The organism is Waltera acetigignens (assembly GCF_025567015.1).
Classification (GTDB): Bacteria; Bacillota; Clostridia; order Lachnospirales; family Lachnospiraceae; genus Acetatifactor; species Acetatifactor acetigignens.
In genome coordinates, this window is sequence record NZ_JAOQJO010000016.1 from 17,623 (window position 1) to 39,278 (window position 21,656).

The 21,656-nt window shown below is 47.7% G+C and carries 21 protein-coding genes; 2 read left to right on the top strand and 19 right to left on the bottom strand.

Going from position 1 to position 21,656, the window contains the following annotated elements; translation table 11 throughout:
• Nucleotides 1–22 precede the first annotated feature (22 nt).
• The 7 genes from hisD to OCV96_RS14480 all read right to left on the bottom strand — a co-directional run bounded on the left by hisD (nucleotide 23) and on the right by OCV96_RS14480 (nucleotide 6,203).
• Nucleotides 23–1,315 carry a histidinol dehydrogenase gene (gene hisD / locus OCV96_RS14450; protein WP_118505205.1) on the bottom strand — a complete coding sequence of 431 codons (1,293 nt, stop codon included), beginning with the start codon at nucleotides 1,313–1,315 and terminating at the stop codon, nucleotides 23–25.
• A gap of 49 nt (nucleotides 1,316–1,364) precedes the next feature.
• On the bottom strand, nucleotides 1,365–2,021 hold the full coding sequence (hisG, locus tag OCV96_RS14455) for an ATP phosphoribosyltransferase (protein WP_118505207.1): 657 nt from the start codon (nucleotides 2,019–2,021) through the stop codon (nucleotides 1,365–1,367).
• On the bottom strand, nucleotides 2,021–3,166 hold the full coding sequence (hisZ, locus tag OCV96_RS14460) for an ATP phosphoribosyltransferase regulatory subunit (protein ID WP_117465689.1): 1,146 nt from the start codon (nucleotides 3,164–3,166) through the stop codon (nucleotides 2,021–2,023). The genes hisG and hisZ overlap by 1 nt, the downstream gene beginning before the upstream one ends.
• Before the next feature lie 119 nt (nucleotides 3,167–3,285).
• Nucleotides 3,286–3,822, bottom strand: coding sequence for a Holliday junction resolvase RecU (locus tag OCV96_RS14465; RefSeq protein ID WP_227064439.1), 537 nt, complete (start codon nucleotides 3,820–3,822; stop codon nucleotides 3,286–3,288).
• Nucleotides 3,823–3,840: 18 nt separating this feature from the next.
• The gene (locus tag OCV96_RS14470; RefSeq protein ID WP_227064438.1) at nucleotides 3,841–4,863 is read right to left on the bottom strand and encodes an RluA family pseudouridine synthase; all 1,023 of its coding nucleotides are present in this window, start codon (nucleotides 4,861–4,863) and stop codon (nucleotides 3,841–3,843) included.
• A 26-nt stretch (nucleotides 4,864–4,889) separates the two neighbouring features.
• The gene (locus OCV96_RS14475) at nucleotides 4,890–5,474 is read right to left on the bottom strand and encodes a hypothetical protein (protein WP_117465691.1); all 585 of its coding nucleotides are present in this window, start codon (nucleotides 5,472–5,474) and stop codon (nucleotides 4,890–4,892) included.
• Between the two features lie 18 nt (nucleotides 5,475–5,492).
• Entirely contained in the window at nucleotides 5,493–6,203 is a 711-nt protein-coding gene (locus OCV96_RS14480; protein ID WP_118669112.1) for a pseudouridine synthase, read from the bottom strand.
• A 75-nt stretch (nucleotides 6,204–6,278) separates the two neighbouring features.
• On the opposite strand from OCV96_RS14480, the gene OCV96_RS14485 reads away from it, so the two are divergent.
• Nucleotides 6,279–7,235 (top strand): nucleoside recognition domain-containing protein, encoded by a 957-nt coding sequence (locus OCV96_RS14485; protein WP_227064437.1) that lies wholly within the window; start codon nucleotides 6,279–6,281, stop codon nucleotides 7,233–7,235.
• Here OCV96_RS14485 and OCV96_RS14490 read toward each other — a convergent pair.
• The 10 genes from OCV96_RS14490 to OCV96_RS14535 form a co-directional block, all read right to left on the bottom strand.
• Nucleotides 7,190–8,626 carry an N-acetylmuramoyl-L-alanine amidase family protein gene (locus OCV96_RS14490; RefSeq protein WP_227064436.1) on the bottom strand — a complete coding sequence of 479 codons (1,437 nt, stop codon included), beginning with the start codon at nucleotides 8,624–8,626 and terminating at the stop codon, nucleotides 7,190–7,192. The genes OCV96_RS14485 and OCV96_RS14490 overlap by 46 nt on opposite strands.
• A 77-nt stretch (nucleotides 8,627–8,703) precedes the next feature.
• A complete protein-coding gene (locus tag OCV96_RS14495) occupies nucleotides 8,704–9,303 on the bottom strand; it encodes a hypothetical protein (RefSeq protein ID WP_022313509.1) in 600 nt (199 codons plus the stop codon).
• 14 nt (nucleotides 9,304–9,317) lie between these two features.
• Nucleotides 9,318–9,827, bottom strand: coding sequence for a pantetheine-phosphate adenylyltransferase (coaD, locus tag OCV96_RS14500; protein ID WP_227064435.1), 510 nt, complete (start codon nucleotides 9,825–9,827; stop codon nucleotides 9,318–9,320).
• A gap of 20 nt (nucleotides 9,828–9,847) precedes the next feature.
• On the bottom strand, nucleotides 9,848–10,396 hold the full coding sequence (gene rsmD / locus OCV96_RS14505; RefSeq protein ID WP_118505217.1) for a 16S rRNA (guanine(966)-N(2))-methyltransferase RsmD: 549 nt from the start codon (nucleotides 10,394–10,396) through the stop codon (nucleotides 9,848–9,850).
• A 31-nt stretch (nucleotides 10,397–10,427) separates the two neighbouring features.
• A complete protein-coding gene (locus OCV96_RS14510) occupies nucleotides 10,428–12,668 on the bottom strand; it encodes a DNA gyrase/topoisomerase IV subunit A (protein ID WP_227064434.1) in 2,241 nt (746 codons plus the stop codon).
• Between the two features lie 46 nt (nucleotides 12,669–12,714).
• A complete protein-coding gene (locus OCV96_RS14515) occupies nucleotides 12,715–14,637 on the bottom strand; it encodes a DNA gyrase/topoisomerase IV subunit B (protein WP_227064433.1) in 1,923 nt (640 codons plus the stop codon).
• 151 nt (nucleotides 14,638–14,788) lie between these two features.
• Nucleotides 14,789–15,658, bottom strand: a complete 870-nt coding sequence (locus OCV96_RS14520; RefSeq protein WP_227064432.1) for a DegV family protein — start codon at nucleotides 15,656–15,658, stop codon at nucleotides 14,789–14,791.
• 88 nt (nucleotides 15,659–15,746) lie between these two features.
• Nucleotides 15,747–17,810 carry an ATP-dependent DNA helicase RecG gene (recG, locus tag OCV96_RS14525; RefSeq protein WP_262594779.1) on the bottom strand — a complete coding sequence of 688 codons (2,064 nt, stop codon included), beginning with the start codon at nucleotides 17,808–17,810 and terminating at the stop codon, nucleotides 15,747–15,749.
• A 525-nt stretch (nucleotides 17,811–18,335) separates the two neighbouring features.
• Nucleotides 18,336–20,018, bottom strand: coding sequence for a DAK2 domain-containing protein (locus OCV96_RS14530; protein WP_022312914.1), 1,683 nt, complete (start codon nucleotides 20,016–20,018; stop codon nucleotides 18,336–18,338).
• A 13-nt stretch (nucleotides 20,019–20,031) separates the two neighbouring features.
• Nucleotides 20,032–20,391: an Asp23/Gls24 family envelope stress response protein gene (locus OCV96_RS14535; protein ID WP_022312913.1), complete on the bottom strand. Its 360-nt coding sequence runs from the start codon at nucleotides 20,389–20,391 to the stop codon at nucleotides 20,032–20,034.
• Nucleotides 20,392–20,653: 262 nt separating this feature from the next.
• Between OCV96_RS14535 and rpmB the strand changes: the two genes are divergently transcribed.
• On the top strand, nucleotides 20,654–20,839 hold the full coding sequence (rpmB, locus tag OCV96_RS14540) for a 50S ribosomal protein L28 (protein ID WP_022155072.1): 186 nt from the start codon (nucleotides 20,654–20,656) through the stop codon (nucleotides 20,837–20,839).
• Nucleotides 20,840–20,926: 87 nt separating this feature from the next.
• Here the strand turns inward: rpmB and OCV96_RS14545 are convergent, their stop codons facing one another.
• Together OCV96_RS14545 and OCV96_RS14550 are read right to left on the bottom strand one after the other, a co-directional pair.
• Complete coding sequence (locus tag OCV96_RS14545; protein WP_117466314.1) at nucleotides 20,927–21,487, bottom strand: hypothetical protein; 561 nt, start codon at nucleotides 21,485–21,487, stop codon at nucleotides 20,927–20,929.
• 11 nt (nucleotides 21,488–21,498) lie between these two features.
• A complete protein-coding gene (locus tag OCV96_RS14550) occupies nucleotides 21,499–21,642 on the bottom strand; it encodes a hypothetical protein (RefSeq protein ID WP_022312912.1) in 144 nt (47 codons plus the stop codon).
• Nucleotides 21,643–21,656 lie beyond the last annotated feature (14 nt).

The window sequence follows — 21,656 nt, forward strand, 5'->3', positions numbered from 1 at the left end:
ACTCCCTTCCCAGAGGAAATGATTAATCTTCAAATCTAACTTTAATACTGTTTGCATGTGCGGTCAAGCCTTCACTCTTGGCGAAGGTCTCGATCTGGTTGTGCACCTTTTCCAGTGCCTGCCTGGAATAAGAGATAATACTGGTCTTCTTGATGAAGTCGTCCACGTTTACCGGGGAGAAGAACCGTGCGGTACCGTTGGTGGGCAGAATGTGGTTCGGACCTGCAAAATAATCACCCAAGGGTTCGGAAGCATACTCTCCCAGGAAAATCGCACCGGCATTGCGGATACGGGTCATGGTATCAAAAGGATTCTTTGTAATGATCTCCAGATGCTCGGAAGCAATGGCGTTGGCGGCATCAATAGCATCTTCCATGTTGTCGGCTAACAGAATGTAGCCGTAATTGTCCAGAGACTTCTGGATAATGGGAGCACGCTCCAGTACTTTTACGAAGCCGTCCACTTCCTCGGAGACTTTTTCCGCCAGTTCCTTCGAAGTGGTAATCAGAATGGCACTTGCCAGTTCGTCATGCTCTGCCTGAGACAGCAGATCTGCTGCAACGTATCTGGGGGTAGCGGTCTCATCTGCCAGTACCAGGATCTCGCTGGGACCCGCAATGGAATCAATGCTGACATAGCCATAAACAGCTTTTTTGGCAAGAGCTACGAAAATGTTACCGGGACCGGTGATCTTGTCGACCTTAGGTACCGACTGGGTTCCGAAAGCCATGGCTGCGATAGCCTGGGCACCGCCGACCTTATAGATGGTATCCACGCCTGCAATATCAGCGGCGACCAGAGTTCCGGGATTGACCTTACCGTCTTTTCCGGGAGGGGTGGTCATAATGATCTCATCCACACCGGCTACCTTGGCGGGGATCACATTCATCAGTACGCTGGAAGGGTAAGCGGCTTTACCGCCGGGGACATAGACACCGGCTCTTTCGATGGCGGTGATCTTCATGCCTAAGATCGTACCGTCGGGCTTGGCATCGAACCAGCTGTTACGAAGCTGCTTCTGGTGAAAAGCGCGGATGTTTTCCGCAGACTGTCTGATCACATCGATCAGATTCTCATCCATCTGTGCATAGGCTTCGGCGATCTCTTCCTTTGTGACACGGATATTCTCTGCGCTTAAAGCGAACTTATCAAACTGTAAGGTATAATCGAACAATGCCTTGTCACCCTCGGCACGGACTTTTTCGATGATCTGGTTTACAGTGCTCTCATACTGGGAATAATTGTTCGGACTTCTCTTTAAAAGGTCGTTCAAAATACTCTGCTTTGATTCTTTATCCAATGCTACGATTCTCATGACGGTACTCTCCTTTAAATACTTTTTATGACGATGCTTATCGTCTCGGTCAGGCCTGTATTTTTAACTGCTCCCGGATCGCACCCACCAGCTTGCGGATACGGTCGGCTTCCATCTGCATACTCACCGGATTGACGATCATACGGGCGGACAGAGGACATACCTCTTCCAGAACCTCCAGCCCGTTTTCCCTTAAGGTGGAACCGGTCTCAACGATATCCACGATGACGTCAGACAGCTCTACCAGCGGCCCTAATTCTACAGAACCGTTTAATTTGATGATATCTACGGTCTGATGCTTTTTATTATAGAAATACTCTCGGGCGATATTGGGGTATTTGCTGGCTACCCGGATCCGCTCATGGTGTTTCAACAACTCTCTGGCGGAAGCAGGACCGCAGACACACATCCGGCATTTGCCGAAGCCAAGGTCCAGCACTTCGTAGACATTCCGGTTTTCTTCCAGAATGGTGTCCTTGCCGACCACGCCGATATCAGCAGCACCATACTCTACATAGGTGGGAACGTCGGGACCCTTTGCCAGGAAAAAGCGTAATTTGTATTCTTCATTGACGAAGATCAGCTTTCTGGTATCTTTATCCTTCATTTCTTCACAGGTAATGCCGATCTGTTCGAAAAGCTCCAGTGTCTTTTTGGCAAGTCTGCCCTTTCCCAGAGCAAACGTAAGATATCTTTCTTCACTCATTACTGATCTGCCTCCTCGTTCTCTGTGATCTCGGGGGAAAGCACGGTGGGAATCCCTTCTTTCCTCAGGGTTATGACTTCGGAAAGCTTCGCAAGATAATCTGCCTCGTCTCCTGCCCGGTAATACACGGTTTTGCCGGAAGCGGGAATATCGATATTCACTTTCTGGCGGGATAATGCTTCCAACAGGTCGTCAATGACGATGACGAAACCGATAGCTGCGGCATTCTTGCCGAATTTCCGAAGCAGATTGTCGTAACGGCCACCCTTTACCACGGCATCACCGATACCGTAGGTGTAAGCCTTGAAGACAACGCCGGTATAATACTGATATTTGCTGAGCATTCCGAGATCAAAGGAAATGTATTCCGCCACACCGTACTGCTCTAAGCGTTCTTTTAACTTTTCCAGTCTTGCAATCGCCTGTAAGGATCTTTCATTTTTAACCAGTGCTTTGGCAGCCTCCAGAGACTCTATATTTTCGAACATATCCGCCAGCTTTAACAGAATGCTGTGATAAGGCTCGGGGATCTGCTTCTGCTCCAGTAATTCCTGGGCAGCGAAAAAGTTCTTGCCGGAGATACAGGAACGAAGTTCCTTTTCCGTATCCTCATCCAGACCGGCTTCCTCACAGAGGCCGCGGAAATAATCCACCTCACCGATAGTCACCTGGAATCTGGTCAGTCCTGCGCTTTTCAGAGCTTCGATCACCATACTGATTACTTCGGCATCCGCCTCTACGGAAGGATCTCCGATGAGTTCTGCACCCATCTGGGTCACCTCTTTTAATTTACCCTGCAGATTGGAAGTGTTTGTAAACGTATTGCCGTTGTAACTGAAACGAAGCGGCACCTTTTCCTCCATAAAATACTTCGCTGCACAGCGGGCGATGGACGGCGTAAAGTCTGGCCGCAGCACCAGCGTATTACCCTCTTTATCAAAGAACTTATACAGCTCCTTACTGGGAGTGGTTCCGATCTCCTTGGAGAAAACATCGAAAAACTCAATGGAAGGGGTCTGGATATCTTCGTAACCGAAACAATGGATCGCCTGCTGCAGTTTCTGTTCTATAGCCAGCTTCTTTGCATATTCTTTGCCGTAAATGTCCCGGACGCCCTCCGGCGTATGTAAAAGTCTGTTGTTCATAAGTGTTCCTCAATTCATATACTTTAATATATTAACGTGCTACCATATTATCATAGTAGCATGTGAAACTATTTGTAGTATACTAGGAGACCTCTCCGCTGTCAAGAAATTATTATTTATTATTCCTCCCGGTCTTCCAGATCCTTTTTCAGAATATCCAGATAGGGAACCAGGATTCCCTGATGCTTCGGGATAATATATTCCGGGTTCAGTTCCTCGAAACGGAAGCTTTTCCGGCCGCCCTCCTGTGCCCTGTCCCAGAAAAAGCGGAGCATTTCATAGGGAAGGTAATATAACAGATCCTTATGGCTGTAAAATATCAGGAAAAAGGCGATACCCCCCTGTTTCTCGAACTGATGCATGAACTCCACCTGATGGGGATGGATATTTTGCAGTGAAAAGGTGTCCACCGCACATTCCTTGGCATCAAAGCAGACCGGAATGCCCTGTACGACACCGATATAGTCTACGGTACTCTTCTGTTCGAAAAAGGCCAGGGTGATCTGGCGGTTCTCCTTATCCATTTTGACCGGGGTAATGGGGGTGGGTATCTTCTGAATCAGGGCCAGACCGGCCTCGGCATATTTTTCATTGGTGCGGTTGACCATATCCTCCAGAGTAGATCCACGAAGCCCTCTGGTATTCCATGTTGCCATTGTTCTTAGTTTTCCTTTCTAGCAGGCGGAATCCGGTGTCAGATTCAGAGCCTGTAAGATCTCTGCAAATTTATGGGGAAGCGGTGCGTCAAAAGTCTGACCGCTCACCTTTGCAAGAGGTCCTTCCGCTTCTTCCGGGAAACACACTCTTCCGGCATGCAGAAGCTGGTGGTGCAGAGAGTATTCCGATTGCATCCTGCGATTTAATTTGCTGTCTCCGTACTTGGTGTCACCAAGTAACGGATGTCCGGTGCTGGCCAGATGGGCGCGGATCTGGTGGGTTTTGCCGGTGACCAGTTCTACGGTCAGCAGGGTATATTCCCCAGCCACCGCACTGGGAGTGTAGATTGTTTTTATAAAGGAAGCATCTTCCGGAGCCTCCGCCATATCTGGAAATACCTGTACCGTATTGGTGCGTTCGTCCTTGTACAGATAGCCTTCCAGGGTGCTTTCCTGTAAAATCTTGCCCTTACAGACGGTCTGATAATATTTCTTTACGGAACGATCCTTGATGATCCGGCTGAGTGCCTGGGAACCGGCCAGCGTCTTTCCGCACAATACGATACCGCTGGTATTGCGGTCGAGGCGGTTGCAGACCGATGGATGGAAAGTGGCAAGATCGGTTTCTTTTATGGCATCGGCAGCCAGCAGGTGGCCAATCAGCCATTCGTTCAGGGAAAGATCTTCCGGTTTGGCTTTCTGGGTCAGAACTCCGGCAGGTTTATTCAGCAACAGGATATTTTCATCCTCATAAAGAACGCTGATATCCTTTAAGGAACGGTAAGCCTTACGGTAATCGGAAGTATCTTCCGCTGCCCCGGCACCGGACAGAGAGGCATAAGTTTCCTCAGAGAAAAAGCATTTTACCTCGTCTCCCGGGGCAAGGATTTCTTTACCTTCAGCCTTTTTCCCGTTCAACGTAATGTTTTTCTTGCGAAGCATCTTATATAAAAATCCGGTGCCTGCATTAGGTAACGCTTTTTTTAAAAATTTGTCCAGACGTTGTCCCGCCTGATTTTTGCCAATGGTAAGCAACTGCATAGGACACCCTCCTTTTGAGAAGTAAGTTATAGAGATACGCTCTTTAAGGTCTGGCAGATCCCGGCAGACAGTTCCGGCTGTGAGGAAAGCTCCTTTAACTGATCACATCTTGTCAGATACTTGTCCAGATCGTTAAATATTTTCACAGAGACTTCTCTGTAATTGTCTTTTTTCAGAATGTCCTGAATGTGCTTGTAAAAAGCCTGTTCCGCAAATTTCGGATCCGTGGTGTAGCCACAGACCGTATTACCGCAGACTGTCAGATGATAGATAACATAATTCTTCTCATAGGAAGTAAATACCATATCGTAGAGAGTGGTAAGGCCTTCTGTATGTGCTGCGATTTTTGCAGCTACCTGCTCGTCACAGCCCCGGTAGCGCAGGAACATGAACATTTCTACCAGACTCTTGCAGGCCGGAAGACATCCCAGTACCGCCACGATGGTCAGGAGATTCTCACGGCTTCCGGTGCTGACCCATCCGGCGATAAACAAAGACAGAGAGATGGCAAAATAAAGCACGGTTCTTAAAATCTCATAAATTTTCTGTGTGCGGAGATACCCGCGGGTTCCTCTATAGGCATCAGTGGTAAACATTCTTTTGAATTGCATGAAAAATAACTCCTTTATTTATGATTTCTTTCCAGAGCCAGACAAGACTTCGATCTCTTCTTCCGTCAATGCCCGGTATTCCCCTCTTTGCAGGGAAAGATCCAGGGACAGGGGGCCGAAGCTTACCCGCTCCAGTGTAAGTACCTGATTATCAACCGCCTGCAACATCCGTTTTACCTGATGAAACCGGCCTTCATGAATGGTCAATAACAGATCACCGTTTTCTGTGAGTCTGGCTTTGGACGGGGCTGTCGGTTTCTCATCACCGATGTCAAGCCCGTTTTCCAACCGGTGGATATCTTCTGCGGAAAGCGGCTTTTCCGGCTTTACCAGATAGGTCTTATCCACATGTTTTTTCGGTGACAACAGATCATGGGCCAGAGCACCGTCATTGGTCAGGAGCAGCAATCCCGTGGTATCCTTGTCCAGACGCCCTACCGGGAACAGATCCTTTTGTTCCGGGACAGTAAGGAGACTTACCACGGTTGGGGCTGTATTATCGTTGGTGGCAGAGACAACCCCCTCCGGCTTATTTAACATATAATAGACATATTTCCTATAATGGATCGGCTGTCCCTGACAGACCACCGTATCGGTCTCTTCATTGACTTTTGTCTCCGGCTTTTTGATTATCTGGTCGTTTACTGTCACCTGACCTTTTTTAATGTACTCTTTCACCTGACTTCGAGTGCCAATATTGTTATCGCATAAAAATTTATCCAACCGCATGGGCTTTGATCTCTTTCTTAGACTTAATTTTTCTTCATCGGCATATAGTATACAAACCTTTCAAGGCAGACAGCCATGAAAAAAATATTCGGAATCTGTTTCTTTGTTCTAATGACCGGCTGTATTCTGACTCATTCTTCCCTGAGCCTTGCCTATGCTGCCCTGGGATTAAATCTTTGGTACGAAAAAATGGTGCCTGTGCTTCTGCCGTTTATGATCCTGTCCGGCACTTTGATCCGTATGGGCATGACGGACAGCCTGATCCGTCCGGTAAAGCCTTTGTTTGGAAGAATCTTTCGCCTGCCAGGACCGGGAATCTATGTGATCCTGGTGGGCTTTTTGTGCGGATTTCCCATGGGTGCCCGGACGATTGCGGATTTACGGAACCGACAGGAACTTTCTTCGGAGGAAGGACAATATCTATTGGCCTTCTGCAACAATCTGGGACCAGTCTATTTCCTGGGATTTGTACTGCCACTACTGCATAGGAAGCTGCTGTTCCCTTATGTATTTGGTATGTACGGCGTTCCTTTGCTATATGGCATTTCCCTTCGTTATAGCGTGTACAAAAATCGGATTTCGGAGAAAACAGACCAATCTTTTGGAAGAGATAATGCTGCGAAGTTTTTGGAACCGGCCGGTCCGGCTCCCCTTCCTGCCATATCTCTGCCGGATGCCCTGGATGATGCCATTACAGCAGCAGGAAGAAGCATCTTACAGCTGGGAGGCTACATGATCTTTTTCAATCTGCTGAACCTTCTGCCAAGGCTTCTGGTTTCCGACAGCTTCCGCTATGCACCGCTTTGGGAGATCAGTGGGGGTCTGAAAATTCTTGGAGACAAATGTCCTTTGTATGCACTATTGCTTTTGCCCTTTGGTGGCTTAAGCTGTATTGCCCAGACCGGAAGCTGTATCCGGAATACAGGGCTTTCTCTCAAGTCCTACATCCTTCATAAAATGGTACTGACAGTGCTTACTGCAGCTTATTATCTGGGATGGTTTCTGTTATCTCCGGATACTTTTCTGCTTTGATTTTTCCGTCTTCGTTTTCTGTGTCTGCCCTGTTGGATCTGGTATAACAAAAAGACCAGTAACAACAGCACTACCAGAATCCCACAGATCACCAGAAAAACACCGAAATTCACTTCCGGACTTTTTTCGGAAGGCACCGGAGTATTTCCGGCGGCATCGGCCATGGTGATCACGGAACTGCCAGCTTCTGTGATCTGTTCCTCTGCAGCCCGGGAAGCTTCTGCTGCCTCCTGTGCCGCAAGACTTTCCTGTAATGCCTCTTCGGCAGCTTTTTCCTGATCAATAAAAGGCTGTGCAAAGGTGACAGGATCACTCTCTGTGAACAGATCCGCCTGATTGTAACCGCGGACGGTGATCACCGGCTGTTCCCCCTTTGTGAAGGTCACGGAAAATGTGAAGGTATCGGGATAGGTCCCGGCCATAATATCCAGTCCCGGCCAGGGAAGCAGTTCGGAATAAGTCCTGCCTCCATCGGTACTGTAATCGTAATACATCATGGGGCAGTCATAGTCGGCTGCCGTCACTTCCAGAGAGACTTCTCCGGTCTCATAGTCTGCATTCTGCAAAGTCAGCTGGCAGATATCCGGTTCGGTCTTGTCCCGCACAGTGGCAGGCAGAATGGATTGCAGCGAGACTTCCGGAAGAGCGTCTGCCTCTCCACTGTAGTCCACACCAAGACTTGCACTGGATAATCCGAAATATTTTGCAACAGACAAAGCATCCTCCCTGCCGAATTTCTTCCAGTCCTCTTCTGTCTGGCAGTAAGGAGTGTCTCTGCTCTCATCCACATGACAATGCTCGATGATGGCGGAGGGAATGGATCTGGAGGTACTTTCTCTTATAATTCCGTAATAGTCATCACCGTTATCTTTAAGTTTCGTCTTGACTCCCCGTAGAAACAGTCCCATGTCCTGCATCTGCTGCATCTGTTCCCAGCCGAACTGATAACCGTAAGCGTTGTAAGGCTGTACGGAAGAGATCCAGACTTCGGATCCGAACAGATCATGATCCATGGAAGCGTTGTAATGAATACTGAACAGGAAATCCGCATTCCGGTCTGCAGCAAATTGTGCCCGGTCTGCCAGAGACATGGTCACATCATCCGTATGAGTCAGATAGACATCCACATTATCGTATTTTGTCAGTTCCTCGTACATGGCCAGCGCGGTCACCATGGTCATTTTTTTCTCCTGTGCAGGGCCTTCCAGCGTTCCCTCGTTATCACCGCCGTGTCCGGGATCAATGACAATGACAACCCTTTCTCCGGTCTCCTGCGCTCTGGGAGCCGCCTGTGCAGGCAGGGAATTTCCATAAAAACAGGCTGCCGCAAGACTGACCGCACAGATCATTGTCCTGACTAACAGCCCTTTTTGCTTTTTCCATACTTTCATTTATCGTATTCCTTTATTTTTAAAAAACCAGCTTTCAGCAGAAAACTGGTTTTTCGTACTCGTTGTTTGGACATGCTTTACATAACGTCCAGATTGTCTTCGGCATCCGCAGCAGTATCTACGTCATCAAGATCCTCATCTACGGGGTGCAGCTCACTGCGGTTGGACTGGATGATGTCACGATACTGGTTCAGATTGCCGATCAGAGCATCGTAATTGGCGCTGGCCTGCTGTGTTGAGGAAGAAATAATATTCTCCAGATGTGCCAGCATATCATCCATGTACTGCATGGCAGCGGATTTGACATTGTTGGCCTCAATAGTGGCATTGTCCAGAATCTCCTGGGCCTGCTTACTGGCCATGGTAACGACCTCGTTGGCCTGGGCGTAAGCCTGCTGCATGATCTCATGCTCGTTGATCAGCTCGTTGGTATGCACGGTAGCCTCGTTGATCAATGCTTCTGCCTTGGCTTTGGCATCGTTTAGGATGGCTTCCTTGTTGCTGATGATCTTCTGGTAGCGCTTGATCTCATCCGGGGTCTTCATACGCAGTTCCCGCAGTAACTCATCAATCTCATCCTTATTCACGATGATTTCGGTACTGGACATGAACTTCGGCTTGCAACCCTCGATGTATTCTTCTATTTCATCAATTAACTGTTCGATTCTGCTGCTCATGAAACTCTCCTTATTTACACATCACTATGCTCTGAAAGCATTTTCTCGCGATATTTGTCGTAGATCAGTTTCGCCACAAAATCCGGAACACAAGGGGTGATATCTCCATCAAAACTTGCAATCTGCTTGATGGCGGAAGAACTGAGGTAGGCATATTCCAGACTGGTGGTCAAAAATACCGTATCAATTTTGCCATGGGACAACATCCGGTTGGTCTGTGCCATCTGCAGTTCATATTCAAAATCCGTAATGGCGCGTAAGCCCCTTACGATAACATGCAGATCTTTTTCCCTGGCATAATCCACTAAAAGCCCACTGAAACTGTCAATCTGCACATTAGGCAGATCTTTTGTGGCTTCTTCTAGTATCTTAACACGTTCCTCTACAGAAAACAACGGTGTCTTTTCTTTATTGTTCAAAATGCTGACGATCAGAACATCAAATATTTCGGATGCCCGCCTTATGATATCCATATGTCCGTTGGTGACGGGATCAAAGCTTCCGGTGTAAACAGCTCTTTTCATAAAAATCATGCCTTTCAGTGTTACTTCTTACGAAGGAACACATGCTTGTTGGTTTTGTATTTTTTCTCACGGATCACTTCAAACCCTAAGTCTTCCGCATAGGAGAAATCGGTATGCAGAGAGGCTTCTACCAGGATCAGAGTCTCTTCGGAGACATATTTGGCATAGCGCAGCTGCTCTAAGACTCTGCGCTCCTGCTCCTGATCGTAGGGTGGATCCATGAAGATCACATCTACGTGCTTTTCATAGATGCCCGTCAGTCCTGCGCAGGCATCCTGTTTTAATACTATAGCACGGTCTTTCATTTTCGTAAATGCCAGATTGTCCTCGATACATGCCAGGGCTTTCGGCGCATTTTCAATAAAATAGGCTTTTCTGGCACCGCGGCTTAATGCTTCGATGCCGATGCCGCCACTGCCACTGAAAATATCTACAAATACACAATCGGGAATATAGGTCTGCAACATATTAAAAAGGGTTTCCTTGATCCGGTCGGTAGTGGGTCTGGTATCCATTCCCTCTGGTGTCTTTAACGGCAGACTTCTTGCAGTTCCTGCTATGACTCTCATATATTTTTCTCCGTTTTCTAAGCTGACTTTGTTATACTCTGACCTTGGTGCCCTTGCTGTCGCGCTTTCCAAGCTTCAGATTGTTCAGGACAAGTTCCTTGCCCTTATATTCAATGGTGGTCTCTACGGCATTCTTCGTATAATATACATTTTCCACCTGATCACCGTCGCCCAGTTTCATGCCGCGGACGCCGATGGCTCCTTTTTTCTTCTCGGGAATCTCATCTACGGCAAAGCGTAGAAAAAAACCGGCCTTTGTCTGTAATACGATATTCCGCTGATCCGTAAGAGCCGTAACGCTGACAATGCTGTCGCCCTCCGCCAGCTTCGTGGCTGCAACGGTGCGCTTGGTCACATCGAACTCTCCGCCATCTACCACCTTCAACATGGACTGTGCAGTGGCAAAAATCACCTGACACAGATTCAGTTCCTTCTGACTGGTGATATAGACGATCTCTTCGGTCTTCTGGCTGAAGTTACTCACGTTGTCAATGGGCGTGCCTTTGTCACGGAACTTGCCGTAAGGCAGGTCCAGCACCTTGATAGTGTGCATCTGTCCGGTGGTGGTAAACAGGCAGAGCCTTCCGGTATTTTTACAGGTAAAGATGTATTTATTTTCTGCATCTGCGGCTTCTTTATTCCGCTCGTAAGTAGAGACATCCACGGTTTTGGCATAGCCAAAACGATCCATCAGGAAGACGACATCCATCTCTTCCAGTTCTTTTTCCTTGTAGACCGCTTCCTGTCCGTTCTCGATGACAGTTTTGCGGGGATGGCTGTATTCCTTCTTGAATCCGTCCAGTTCATTCATGATGACCTGGGCCATGGAATCTCTGCGGTCCAGAATATCCTCATAGCGATAGATGTTTGCCATGGTCTCTTCGTGTTCGTTGATCAGTGCTTCCAGTTCCAGACCGATCAACTTATACAGACGCATCTCTAAGATGGCATTGGCCTGTTTCTCGGTGAACATCAGCTGGGCTGCCATGATCCTGGATTCCTTGGACTTGAACTTGATGCCATCGACCTTACCCTCTACGAGACAGGCTTTTGCCATGGCACGATCCTTGGATCCGCGTAAAATTTCAATGACCAGATCGATCACATTGCAGGCCTTGATCAGACCTTCCTGAATCTCCTTGCGCTCCTGCTCCTTGGCCAATAGATTGGTATATTTTCTGGTAGCCACTTCAAACTGGAAGTCTACATTGGCCTTGATGATCTGCTTTAAGCCCATAGTCTCTGGTCTGCCGTTTGCGATAGCCAGCATATTGACACCGAAGGTATCCTCCAGACGAGTCTTTTTATAGAGCATATTTACAAAGTTCTCGGGATCGGCATCCTTACGAAGTTCGATGACGATACGGATGCCTTCCTTGGAAGATTGGTTGGAAATATCCACAATATCCTGTGTCTTCTTCGTCTCGGAAAGAGCGGCCACGTCGGATAAAAACTTCGCAATATTGGCACCGATCATGGTATAGGGGATCTCGGTGATCACTACATTGGTCTTTCCAGCTTTTCCCTTCTGGAATTCCACTTTGCCCCGCAGCTTGATCTTGCCGGTTCCGGTCTCATAGATGTCTTCCAGTTCATCCTTATTGATAACGATGCCGCCGGTGGGAAAATCCGGCCCCTTCAGGTAACGCATCAGTTCTTTTGTTGTGATCTCATTATTGAGCATATAAGCCTTTACGGCGTCAATGACTTCCCCGAGATTATGAGGGGGAATGCTGGTGGCCATGCCTACGGCGATACCTTCGGAACCATTAACCAACAGGTTCGGAATCTTTACCGGCAGTACGGACGGCTCTTTTTCCGTCTCATCGAAGTTCGGAACAAAGTCTACCACATCCTTGTCCAGATCTGCCAAAAAAGCTTCCTGCGTCACCTTCTGAAGTCTTGCCTCGGTATAACGCATGGCTGCGGCACCATCTCCTTCAATGTTGCCGAAGTTACCATGGCCGTCGATCAGGGGCATGCCCTTTTTGAAATCCTGGCTCATGACTACCAGTGCCTCATAGATGGAACTGTCGCCGTGGGGGTGATATTTACCCATGGTATCACCTACGATACGGGCACTTTTACGGTAGGGGCGGTCGTAACGGATCCCCAGTGTGTGCATATCGTAGAGAGTTCTGCGCTGTACCGGTTTCAGACCGTCTCTGACATCCGGCAAAGCTCTGGCGATAATAACGCTCATGGCATAGTCGATGAACGATTTCTGCATCTCCTCGGAGTATTCTGTTTTTATGATTCTGCTGTCGTCCATTTTTGGTCCTCGCCTTTCTGACATTACATTTCAGGATCTTACGATACTAGATGTCTAATTCCGCATCTGTAGCGTGATCATAAATAAAGGCTTTTCTGGGCGGTACATCTGTTCCCATGAGAAGCTCGGTCATCTCGGAAGCCATGCGGGCATCCTCGATCTCTACTAATTTCAACAATCTGCGTTCCGGATCCAGTGTGGTCTCCCACAGCTGTTCGGCATCCATCTCACCCAGACCTTTGTATCGCTGTAAGGTAAAGGGACCCTTGTGGGTCTTGCGGTATTTTTCCAGTGCCTTATCATCATACAGATATTTTTCTTCTCCCTTGGAGGGCATGGCCTTATATAAGGGAGGCATTGCTATGTATACGTGGCCTTCGAAGATCAGATCCGGCATGAAACGATAGAATAAGGTCAGCAGCAACGTGGAAATATGTGCGCCATCCACATCGGCATCCGCCATGATAATGATCTTGTCATAGCGCAGCTTACTAATATCGAAATCGTTGCCGTAGCCCTCGGAAAATCCGCAGCCGAAAGCGTTGATCATGGTCTTGATTTCGGCGTTGGCCAGTACTTTGTCAATGCTGGCTTTCTCTACGTTCAGGATTTTACCGCGGATCGGAAGGATGGCCTGATACATACGGTTTCTGGCAGTCTTGGCACTGCCGCCCGCAGAGTCACCCTCTACGATGAAGATCTCACACTTGGAGGGATCTCTGGACTCGCAGTTTGCAAGTTTTCCGTTGGAATCAAAGGAGAACTTCTGCCTGGTCAGCATATTGGTCTTGGCTTTTTCCTCTGTCTTACGGATCTTGGCTGCCTTTTCCGCACAGCCGATAATGCTCTTCAAAGTCTCCAGATTGCGGTCGAAGAACCGGACGATCTCTTCGCCGGTCACCTTGGCCACGGCCTTGGCGGCATCCTGGTTGTCCAGTTTCGTCTTGGTCTGGCCTTCGAAACGGGGATCCGGGTGCTTGATGGATACCACTGCCGTCATTCCGTTCCGGACATCGGCACCGGTAAAGTTTGCATCCTTTTCCTTTAAAATGTTCAGCTCTCTGGCATAGGTATTGATCACATTGGTGAACTGGGTCTTAAAGCCGGTAAGGTGGGTACCGCCTTCAGAGTTGTAAATGTTATTACAGAAGCCCAGTACATTCTCATGAAATTCATTCACATACTGGAAGGCCACTTCCACAGAGATTCCCTCGCTCTCGCCGGAAAAGAAAATGACATCATGTACGGTCTCCTTGGAATGGTTCATATCCTTTATAAAGCCAATGATACCTTCCGGCTCATGATAGGCGACCTTCTCCGGCTCTTCTTTTCTTTTATCTTCAAAAATGATCGTAAGCTTCGGGTTCAGGTAAGCGGTCTCATGAAGACGGCTCTTAACATCATCTTCCTTGAAACGGGTCTTGTCGAAGATGGTATCATCCGGCAGGAAATTGATGGTCGTACCGGTCTCTCTGGTCTTGCCCACTACGGGAAGCAGACCGTCCACCAGATCCATCACGGGGATACCTCTTTCATAACGGTCCTCATAGATGAAGCCACCACTCTTGACTCTTACAGTCAACTTTGTGGAAAGAGCATTTACCACAGAGGAACCTACGCCGTGCAGACCACCGCTGGTCTTGTAGGCGGAATTATCGAATTTACCGCCGGCATGAAGAGTCGTGAATACCAGGCGCTCCGCACTGATTCCTTTTTCGTGCATTCCCACGGGAATACCACGTCCGTTATCTTCCACGGTTGCGGAGCCGTCGGCTTCCAGTGTCACCTTTATCGTATCACAATATCCGGCCAGATGCTCGTCCACAGAGTTATCAACGATCTCGTAGATCAGATGATTCAGTCCCTTGGTGGAGACGCTGCCGATATACATTCCGGGTCTTTTTCTTACCGCTTCCAGACCTTCCAGAACGGTAATACTTGACGCATCATAATTATTGTCTTTTGCCATGAAATGGAACTCCTTATCAACACATTATTGTCTTAAGTATACCATAGATTTTGTGTTTGGAAAAGTAAAAAATACAAGGGATGGGGGAAACAGATAAGATAATGAAAACTCCCGGAATACTACTTTCCGGGAGTAACAGAATCATTGAAAATTACACATTGATTTTTTTACAGCATGCCAGTGCAAGGGAACCGGGGCCGATGTGGCAGGCAACACTTAAGGACAGTGGATCGATATGAATATCGTAGCCGGGGAATTCCGCCTCTACCTCGGTGCGAAACTGCTCTGCTGCGGCTCTGTCGTGGGTATAAGCAATCTGCAGCCAGATGTGCTTGTCCTCCGTCATGCCGCCGAAACGCTCGTTGATGTCCTTCTTAATAGCATTGATCATCATGGTTTTGCCCTGCGAGGTGGTTCTGGCCTTTGCAAAGGCATCCAGCTTTTCACCCTGAATGGTCAGCACCGGCTTCAGGCGAAGCATTGTACCGATGGCTGCGGCCGCCGGAGTGATCCGTCCGCCTTTTTTCAGATAATACAAGGTGTCCAGCATAATATAGATACTGCTGTTGAATTTATCATTTTCCAGGAATTCTTTGATCTGGGCCGCGTCTTTACCGGCTGCTGCAAGCTGCAGGGCATCCAACGCAGACTGACGCTGGGTTACGGAGATCCGCTGGTTGTTCACGACCTGAACTCTGCCATCATAATCTGCCGCAAAGGCCATGGCACTCTGACAGGAACCGGACAGACCGCTGCTCATAGGAATGTGTACGATCTCGTCATATTCCTGTAAAAGCTTGTCCCACAGGCTGGTGACACTGTCAGGAGACGGCTGGCTGGTGGCAATATTGGCACCGGATTTCAGCTTTTCATAGAACTGCTCCTGTGTCAGGTCAATATCTTCATAGTATGTGACTTCATCGATCATAAAAGGCATGGGCAGAACATGGATTCCGCGACGGGCTCCTTCTGCCTGTGTAATTCCGCTGTTACTGTCGGTTACAATTGCGATTTTTGACATTCTGGTATCTAAACCTTCCCTTTGCATAAATTAACATAAATTATCTGATCCTAAGTATAAAACTTTGAACATAAAAATAATTTTACTGTCAGATGGTCCGAAAGTCAACAACATTTACTGCGGTATGTTCTTTGAAATAGTTCACCAATGCTCGGCTGTCGTCATCTGTCAGCTCCGGATCGGATACAAGCAACTGTTCCACGGCATCTGAAGCCTCTTTTAAAATATTTGCATCTGTATATATATCACCCAGTACAAATGCAAATTCACCGCTCTGCCGGATGCCGAAGATATCTCCCGGACCTCGCAGTTTCAGATCCTCGGAAGCAATATGGAAACCGTCGTTGGAATGGTTCAGGATCTGTAATCGTTCCATGGTCTCTTTGGCTTCGGAAGTGCTGATAAAAATGCAATAGCTTTGGAATTCCCCACGTCCCACACGCCCACGCAGCTGATGCAGCTGTGCCAGACCGAAACGCTCCGCATTCTCCACCATCATCACTGTGGCATTGGGAACATTGATGCCTACTTCAATTACCGTGGTGGAGACTAAGACATCGATCTCCTTAGCAGCGAACTCTTCCATAATACGGTTCTTATCTGCCGGACGCATTTTCCCATGAAGATAAGCCACCTGTACGGAAGGAGGCAGAACTGCCCGGAGCTTCTCTGTATAATCCACTACATTCTCCAGGTCTTCCGATTCCCCTTCTTCCACCATAGGACAGATGACATAAGCCTGTCTGCCGGCAGCCACCTCTTTTGCGATAAATTCATAAGCCTTAGGTCGATAGGAAGTCCCTACAACACAGTTTTTGATCGGCAGACGATTCGCAGGAAGTTCATCAATGACAGAGACCTTCAGATCCCCATATAGAATAATGGCCAATGTCCTGGGAATCGGCGTAGCACTCATAACTAACACATGAGGCTCACTCCCTTTGGCGGCTAATGTCTCCCTCTGCCTTACACCAAAGCGGTGCTGTTCATCCGTTACTACCAGCGCAAGGGAAGAATATTCCACTTTTTCCTGGATCAGCGCATGGGTTCCGATGATCAGGTTAGCCTCTCCGGAAGCAATTTTTGCATAAGCCTCCCGTTTCTCCTTCGCCGTCATAGAGCCTGTCAGAAGCACCGGACGGAAAGCAATTCCATATTTTTCTATATAGCCTGAAATGGTCTCAAAATGTTGGACTGCCAGTATTTCAGTAGGGGCCATCATTGCTCCCTGATAACCATTAGCCGCACACATGAGAAGTGCCAGCACTGCCAGGATTGTCTTACCGGAGCCGACATCTCCCTGAATCAGACGGTTCATGGCATAAGGACTTCCCATATCCTCCCTGAGCTCACCCCAGACTTTTTTTTGGGCTTTTGTCAGCGGGAACGGCAGTTGCTCCAGAAATCTTACGGTATCCGCGGTCTCATACATGGGAAAATGATTCTCCGTCTTCGCCGCCAGATCTTTATTTTTCCGAAGAACCAGTAAAAAAGAAAAGAATTCTTCGAATACGATACGGTTCCTTGCTGCCAGCAGTTCCTCCCGGTTTTCCGGGAAGTGCAGTGAATTGACAGCTTCCCTGTGGGAAAGCATGGGTATTTTTTGCAATACGGACTGCGGCAGATATTCTTTTTCCGGGGGATAATATTCCAGTGCCTGGGCTACGGACTTCTGCACCATCTGGTTGGTCAGTCCTTTGGTCAGGGCATATCTGGGCAGAAGCCGACCTGATTTTTTCTGATATTCCTCCCAGGTAAACATTCTGGGCTGCTCCATGATCTTATGAGTGCCCCTCTGCTGTACCAGACCACGGAACAGATAGAATCCGCCGGGTTTTAACACCTTTTTTAAAAATGGCATATTGAAAAAAGTTAGCTGAATGGAATCTCCGTTGTCATCCGTCAGCACAGCGTTCAGGATCGACAGATTCCGGACCTTCTTCACATTGGGAATGGCCGTAATCTGCCCATAGATGGCCTGCACACTGCCGGCAGACACCTCCCGGATGGATACCGGAGCATCGTAAGTCTCGTAATCCCTGGGATAATGTCCGATCAGATCCTCCACGGTAAAAACATTGATCCTACCAAACAGAGCCGCCGTCTTCTCTCCCACACCTTTTATTCTGTTCACAGGTATTGCATCACTCATCCCAGTCCCTCTTTTCTATTTAAATTGAAATTTAGCGAAATATCCCCGTAGCCCTTGGCAGGGTATAAGAAACGCGGCACGCTCGTACTTTAGTACGATGCGCTCCTGTCGCAGAGCGTAGCGGTACATAAGCGGTCACAGTACGACCGCAATGCGTCCCCTGGGACGCTATGGTACCGACGTCTGCTTACGGCACTGCTTATTCTTATACCCAGCCGGGGCTACGGGTTTTTGAAAGCTTTCCAAAACGTAGAACTCCCGGCGTATGCGGTGCCATGTCGAAGATGTTTGTCGGAGGATGTTGATATTTTCTAGAAAAGTGCTGAAAGGCAGGGGGAAAGCGGACACGATGTCCGCGTCAGCCGATTGTCGACATGGATGTCGACTGTAGGCGGCCCCGTCATGACGAGAACTACTCATCACTTTTCGTAGAAAATTCACATCCGGAGACCTTACATCGAGACATGTGTATCGCATGCTCCGGGAGTTCGTGGATTTTGCCAATGTATTTAACTAACTTTCCATTTACTCTACAGAAACAGTATAGTAATAAATAGGTTGTCCGCCATACTGCAGTTCAATATCGCATGCAGGATAAGCCTCTTCCAGATCTGCACGCAGTGCTTCGGCAGCATCTTCTGCTACATCACAGCCATAGTATACGCTGATCAGTTCGGAATCCTCATCTACCAGCTCGGCGATCATATCACGGGTCACCTTTACCATATCGGTGCCAACGGCTACAATACCCTGATCACCGATACCCATGAAGTCATCCTTCTTGATCTCCTTGTCATCGATCACGGTATCACGTACCGCATAGGTAACCTGGCCGGTCTTGACATTCTTGATCTCACGAAGCATGGTCTCTTCATTCTCTTCCACAGACAGCTCAGGAACAAAGTTGATCACAGCAGTGATACCCTGAGGAATGGTCTTGGTGGGAATGACTAAAAGCTCCTTGTCAGTCATCAGTTCCGCTGCCTGATTGGCTGCCAGAATGATGTTTTTATTATTCGGAAGGACAAAAATGGTCTTTGCATTTACCTTGTCCACTGCATCTAAAATATCAGCCGTACTGGGGTTCATGGTCTGTCCGCCCTCGATGATATAATCCACACCGAGGCTCTTGAACAGTTCACTCAGGCCGTCACCTACAGAGACTGCCAGAAATCCTACTTCCTTGGGAGGCTGTGCAGCCTTCTCTTCTTCCGCTTTCTTCTGCGCTGCTTCTTTTTCGGAGAGCTTGAACAGCTTCTCCTGATGCTCTAAGCGCATATTGTCGATCTTCATGTTGGATAATGCACCATACTTCAATGCCTTCTGGATAGCCAGACCGGGATCATTGGTATGTACATGTACCTTGACCACATCGTCATCCGCAACACATACGATAGAATCACCAATGGACTCTAAAAATGCCTTGAAATCCATCTCTGCTTTTACGTTGAAAGGCTTATTTAACAGAATGATGAATTCGGTGCAATAACCGAACTTGATCTCTGCCTCTGCCTGTACTTCCAGAGAACTCTTGGTATCCTCTGCCTTCGCAGTAGCTGCGGGAGCTACGGTCAGATCGATCTCCTTACCTAAGAATGCGTCATACGCACCACTTAAAACTTCTACCAGACCCTGTCCGCCGGAATCCACTACGCCTGCCTGCTTTAATACGGGCAGCATCTCAGGCGTCTGGCTCAGTACGTAACGGGCATGTTCGATCACAGATCCTAAAAACTGCTCCAGATCCTCTGCACCATCTTCACACAGCTCCTTTGCCTTATCGGAAGCACCTCTTGCTACCGTAAGGATCGTACCTTCCTTCGGCTTCATAACAGCCTTGTATGCGGTCTCCACCGCTTTATCAAATGCACGGGTCAGAACAGGAATATCCAGAACCTGCTCTTCCTTGATGCTCTTGGTAAAGCCACGGAACAGCTGGGACAGGATAACACCGGAGTTACCTCTGGCACCACGCAGGGAACCGCTGGAAATAGCCTTGCACAGGGCAGCCATATCTGCATCCTCGCCCAGTGCGGACACTTCTCTTGCAGCAGACATGATCGTCATGGTCATATTGGTTCCGGTATCTCCGTCAGGAACGGGGAATACGTTCAGTTCGTTGATCCATTCCTTTTTATTCTCTAAATTCTTGGCGCCGGCTAAGAACATCTTGGAAAGCATCTTAGCGTCGATTTGTTGTAAAGCCACAATTACTTCCTCCTTAATCAATCACTCTTACACCTTCAACAAAGATGTTGATCTTTTTGATCTCAATACCGGTAAACTCTTCCACTTTGTATTTTACGTTGCTGATCAGATTGTCGGTGACAGCCAGAATGCTGACGCCGTAAGCTACGATCACGTGGAAGTCCAGAACCAGTTTATTGTTGTCCAGGGACACATTGATGCCTCTGGTGATGCTGTCCATCTTAAGCAGCTTTACCAGACCATCCTTCATGCTGACTCCGGCCATACCTACGATACCAAAGCACTCTACCGCCACGCTGCCGGCATACTGTGCAATGACTTCATTATCAATGACAATATTTCCCATATGGGTATTCATAGAAGAACCTTTCATATAGAACCTCCTTCATATTCGGATCACTTGTTTCTTCCGATATGTCTGCCTGAAAATCTACAGTTCAGACATATATAAATGTATTTTAACAGCTTTCCTTTGAAAAAGAAACAAGAAAATAAAAAAAATAAATATTTTTTGCTTGCTTTTATTTTGGTTTTCTGTTAATATATCAATGTTGTGAGCATTTCACATGTATTTTATTGAAAAAATTTGTTTAAAAGTAAGCGTAAGATGCGCGTTAGATCGAGGAGGTGTCAAGATGGCTAAATGTGATATTTGCGGTAAGGGCGTTCATTTTGGTAACAACGTAAGCCATTCTCATAGAAGAAGCAACGCAATTTGGAACTCTAATGTTAAGAGCGTTAAGTGCAAGGTTAACGGCGGAGCTAGAAGAATGCATGTCTGCACCAGCTGCTTAAAATCTGGTAAAGTTGAAAGAGCTTAATCTTCTGCGATAATATTGGATTTTAAAAAGCCAGAAATGAAATTCATCATTTCTGGCTTAATTTTTTGCTTGTAATTTTCCATGCAGTTACCAGAACCGCTCTTCCTGTTTCCGTTTCAGATATTCCTTGTTGATCTGTCCGGCCAGTTCACCGTCACCGAACAGGTTGTCCGGATGAAAGATCTTGATCAGATCCCGGTATCTCTTCCGTAAAGCCAGCGGATTATTGACTCCCCGGAATAAAAGCTGTACCGCTGTAAAACTGCCTTCTCCGGGATCCTGCCCTGTGGCCTGCTGTTCTCTGGCTTCCTCTATGAGTATCTGCCGTTCCTGTTCGAACTTCTTCCGGTCTTCTTCCAGCTGTCGGAACCCCTCCTGTAAAATGGCCATTTTCTTCTCAAAAAACAGATTCTCTTCCTTCAGCCGTTTCCGTTCCATGATTGTACGGCGGTTTAATTCATCCAGCTCGTCCCGCAGTTTCACCCGCTCATCCAGAAATTTGTTCCGGGCCTGTTCCAGTTCCGTACGCTCCTGCTCCAGCTCTGAGCGTTCCTGTTTCAGACGCATATTTTCCTGGAAAAGCCACAGTTTTATTTCTTTCAGTTCTTCGGTACTCTCTGCCTTAATGACCTCTTCCCAATCAATCATACTGCACCCTCTTACTCGCAACCACAGAAAAGATAATACCCTGCAAATAATAAAAGTGCTACCATGATCAAGCCGATAAAACGGTTATGGATCACAAGCATGAGCAGCATGCCGACAGCCACAAAAAAGAGTATCAGACCAATGATCTTCTTCATCTATCAAACGGATC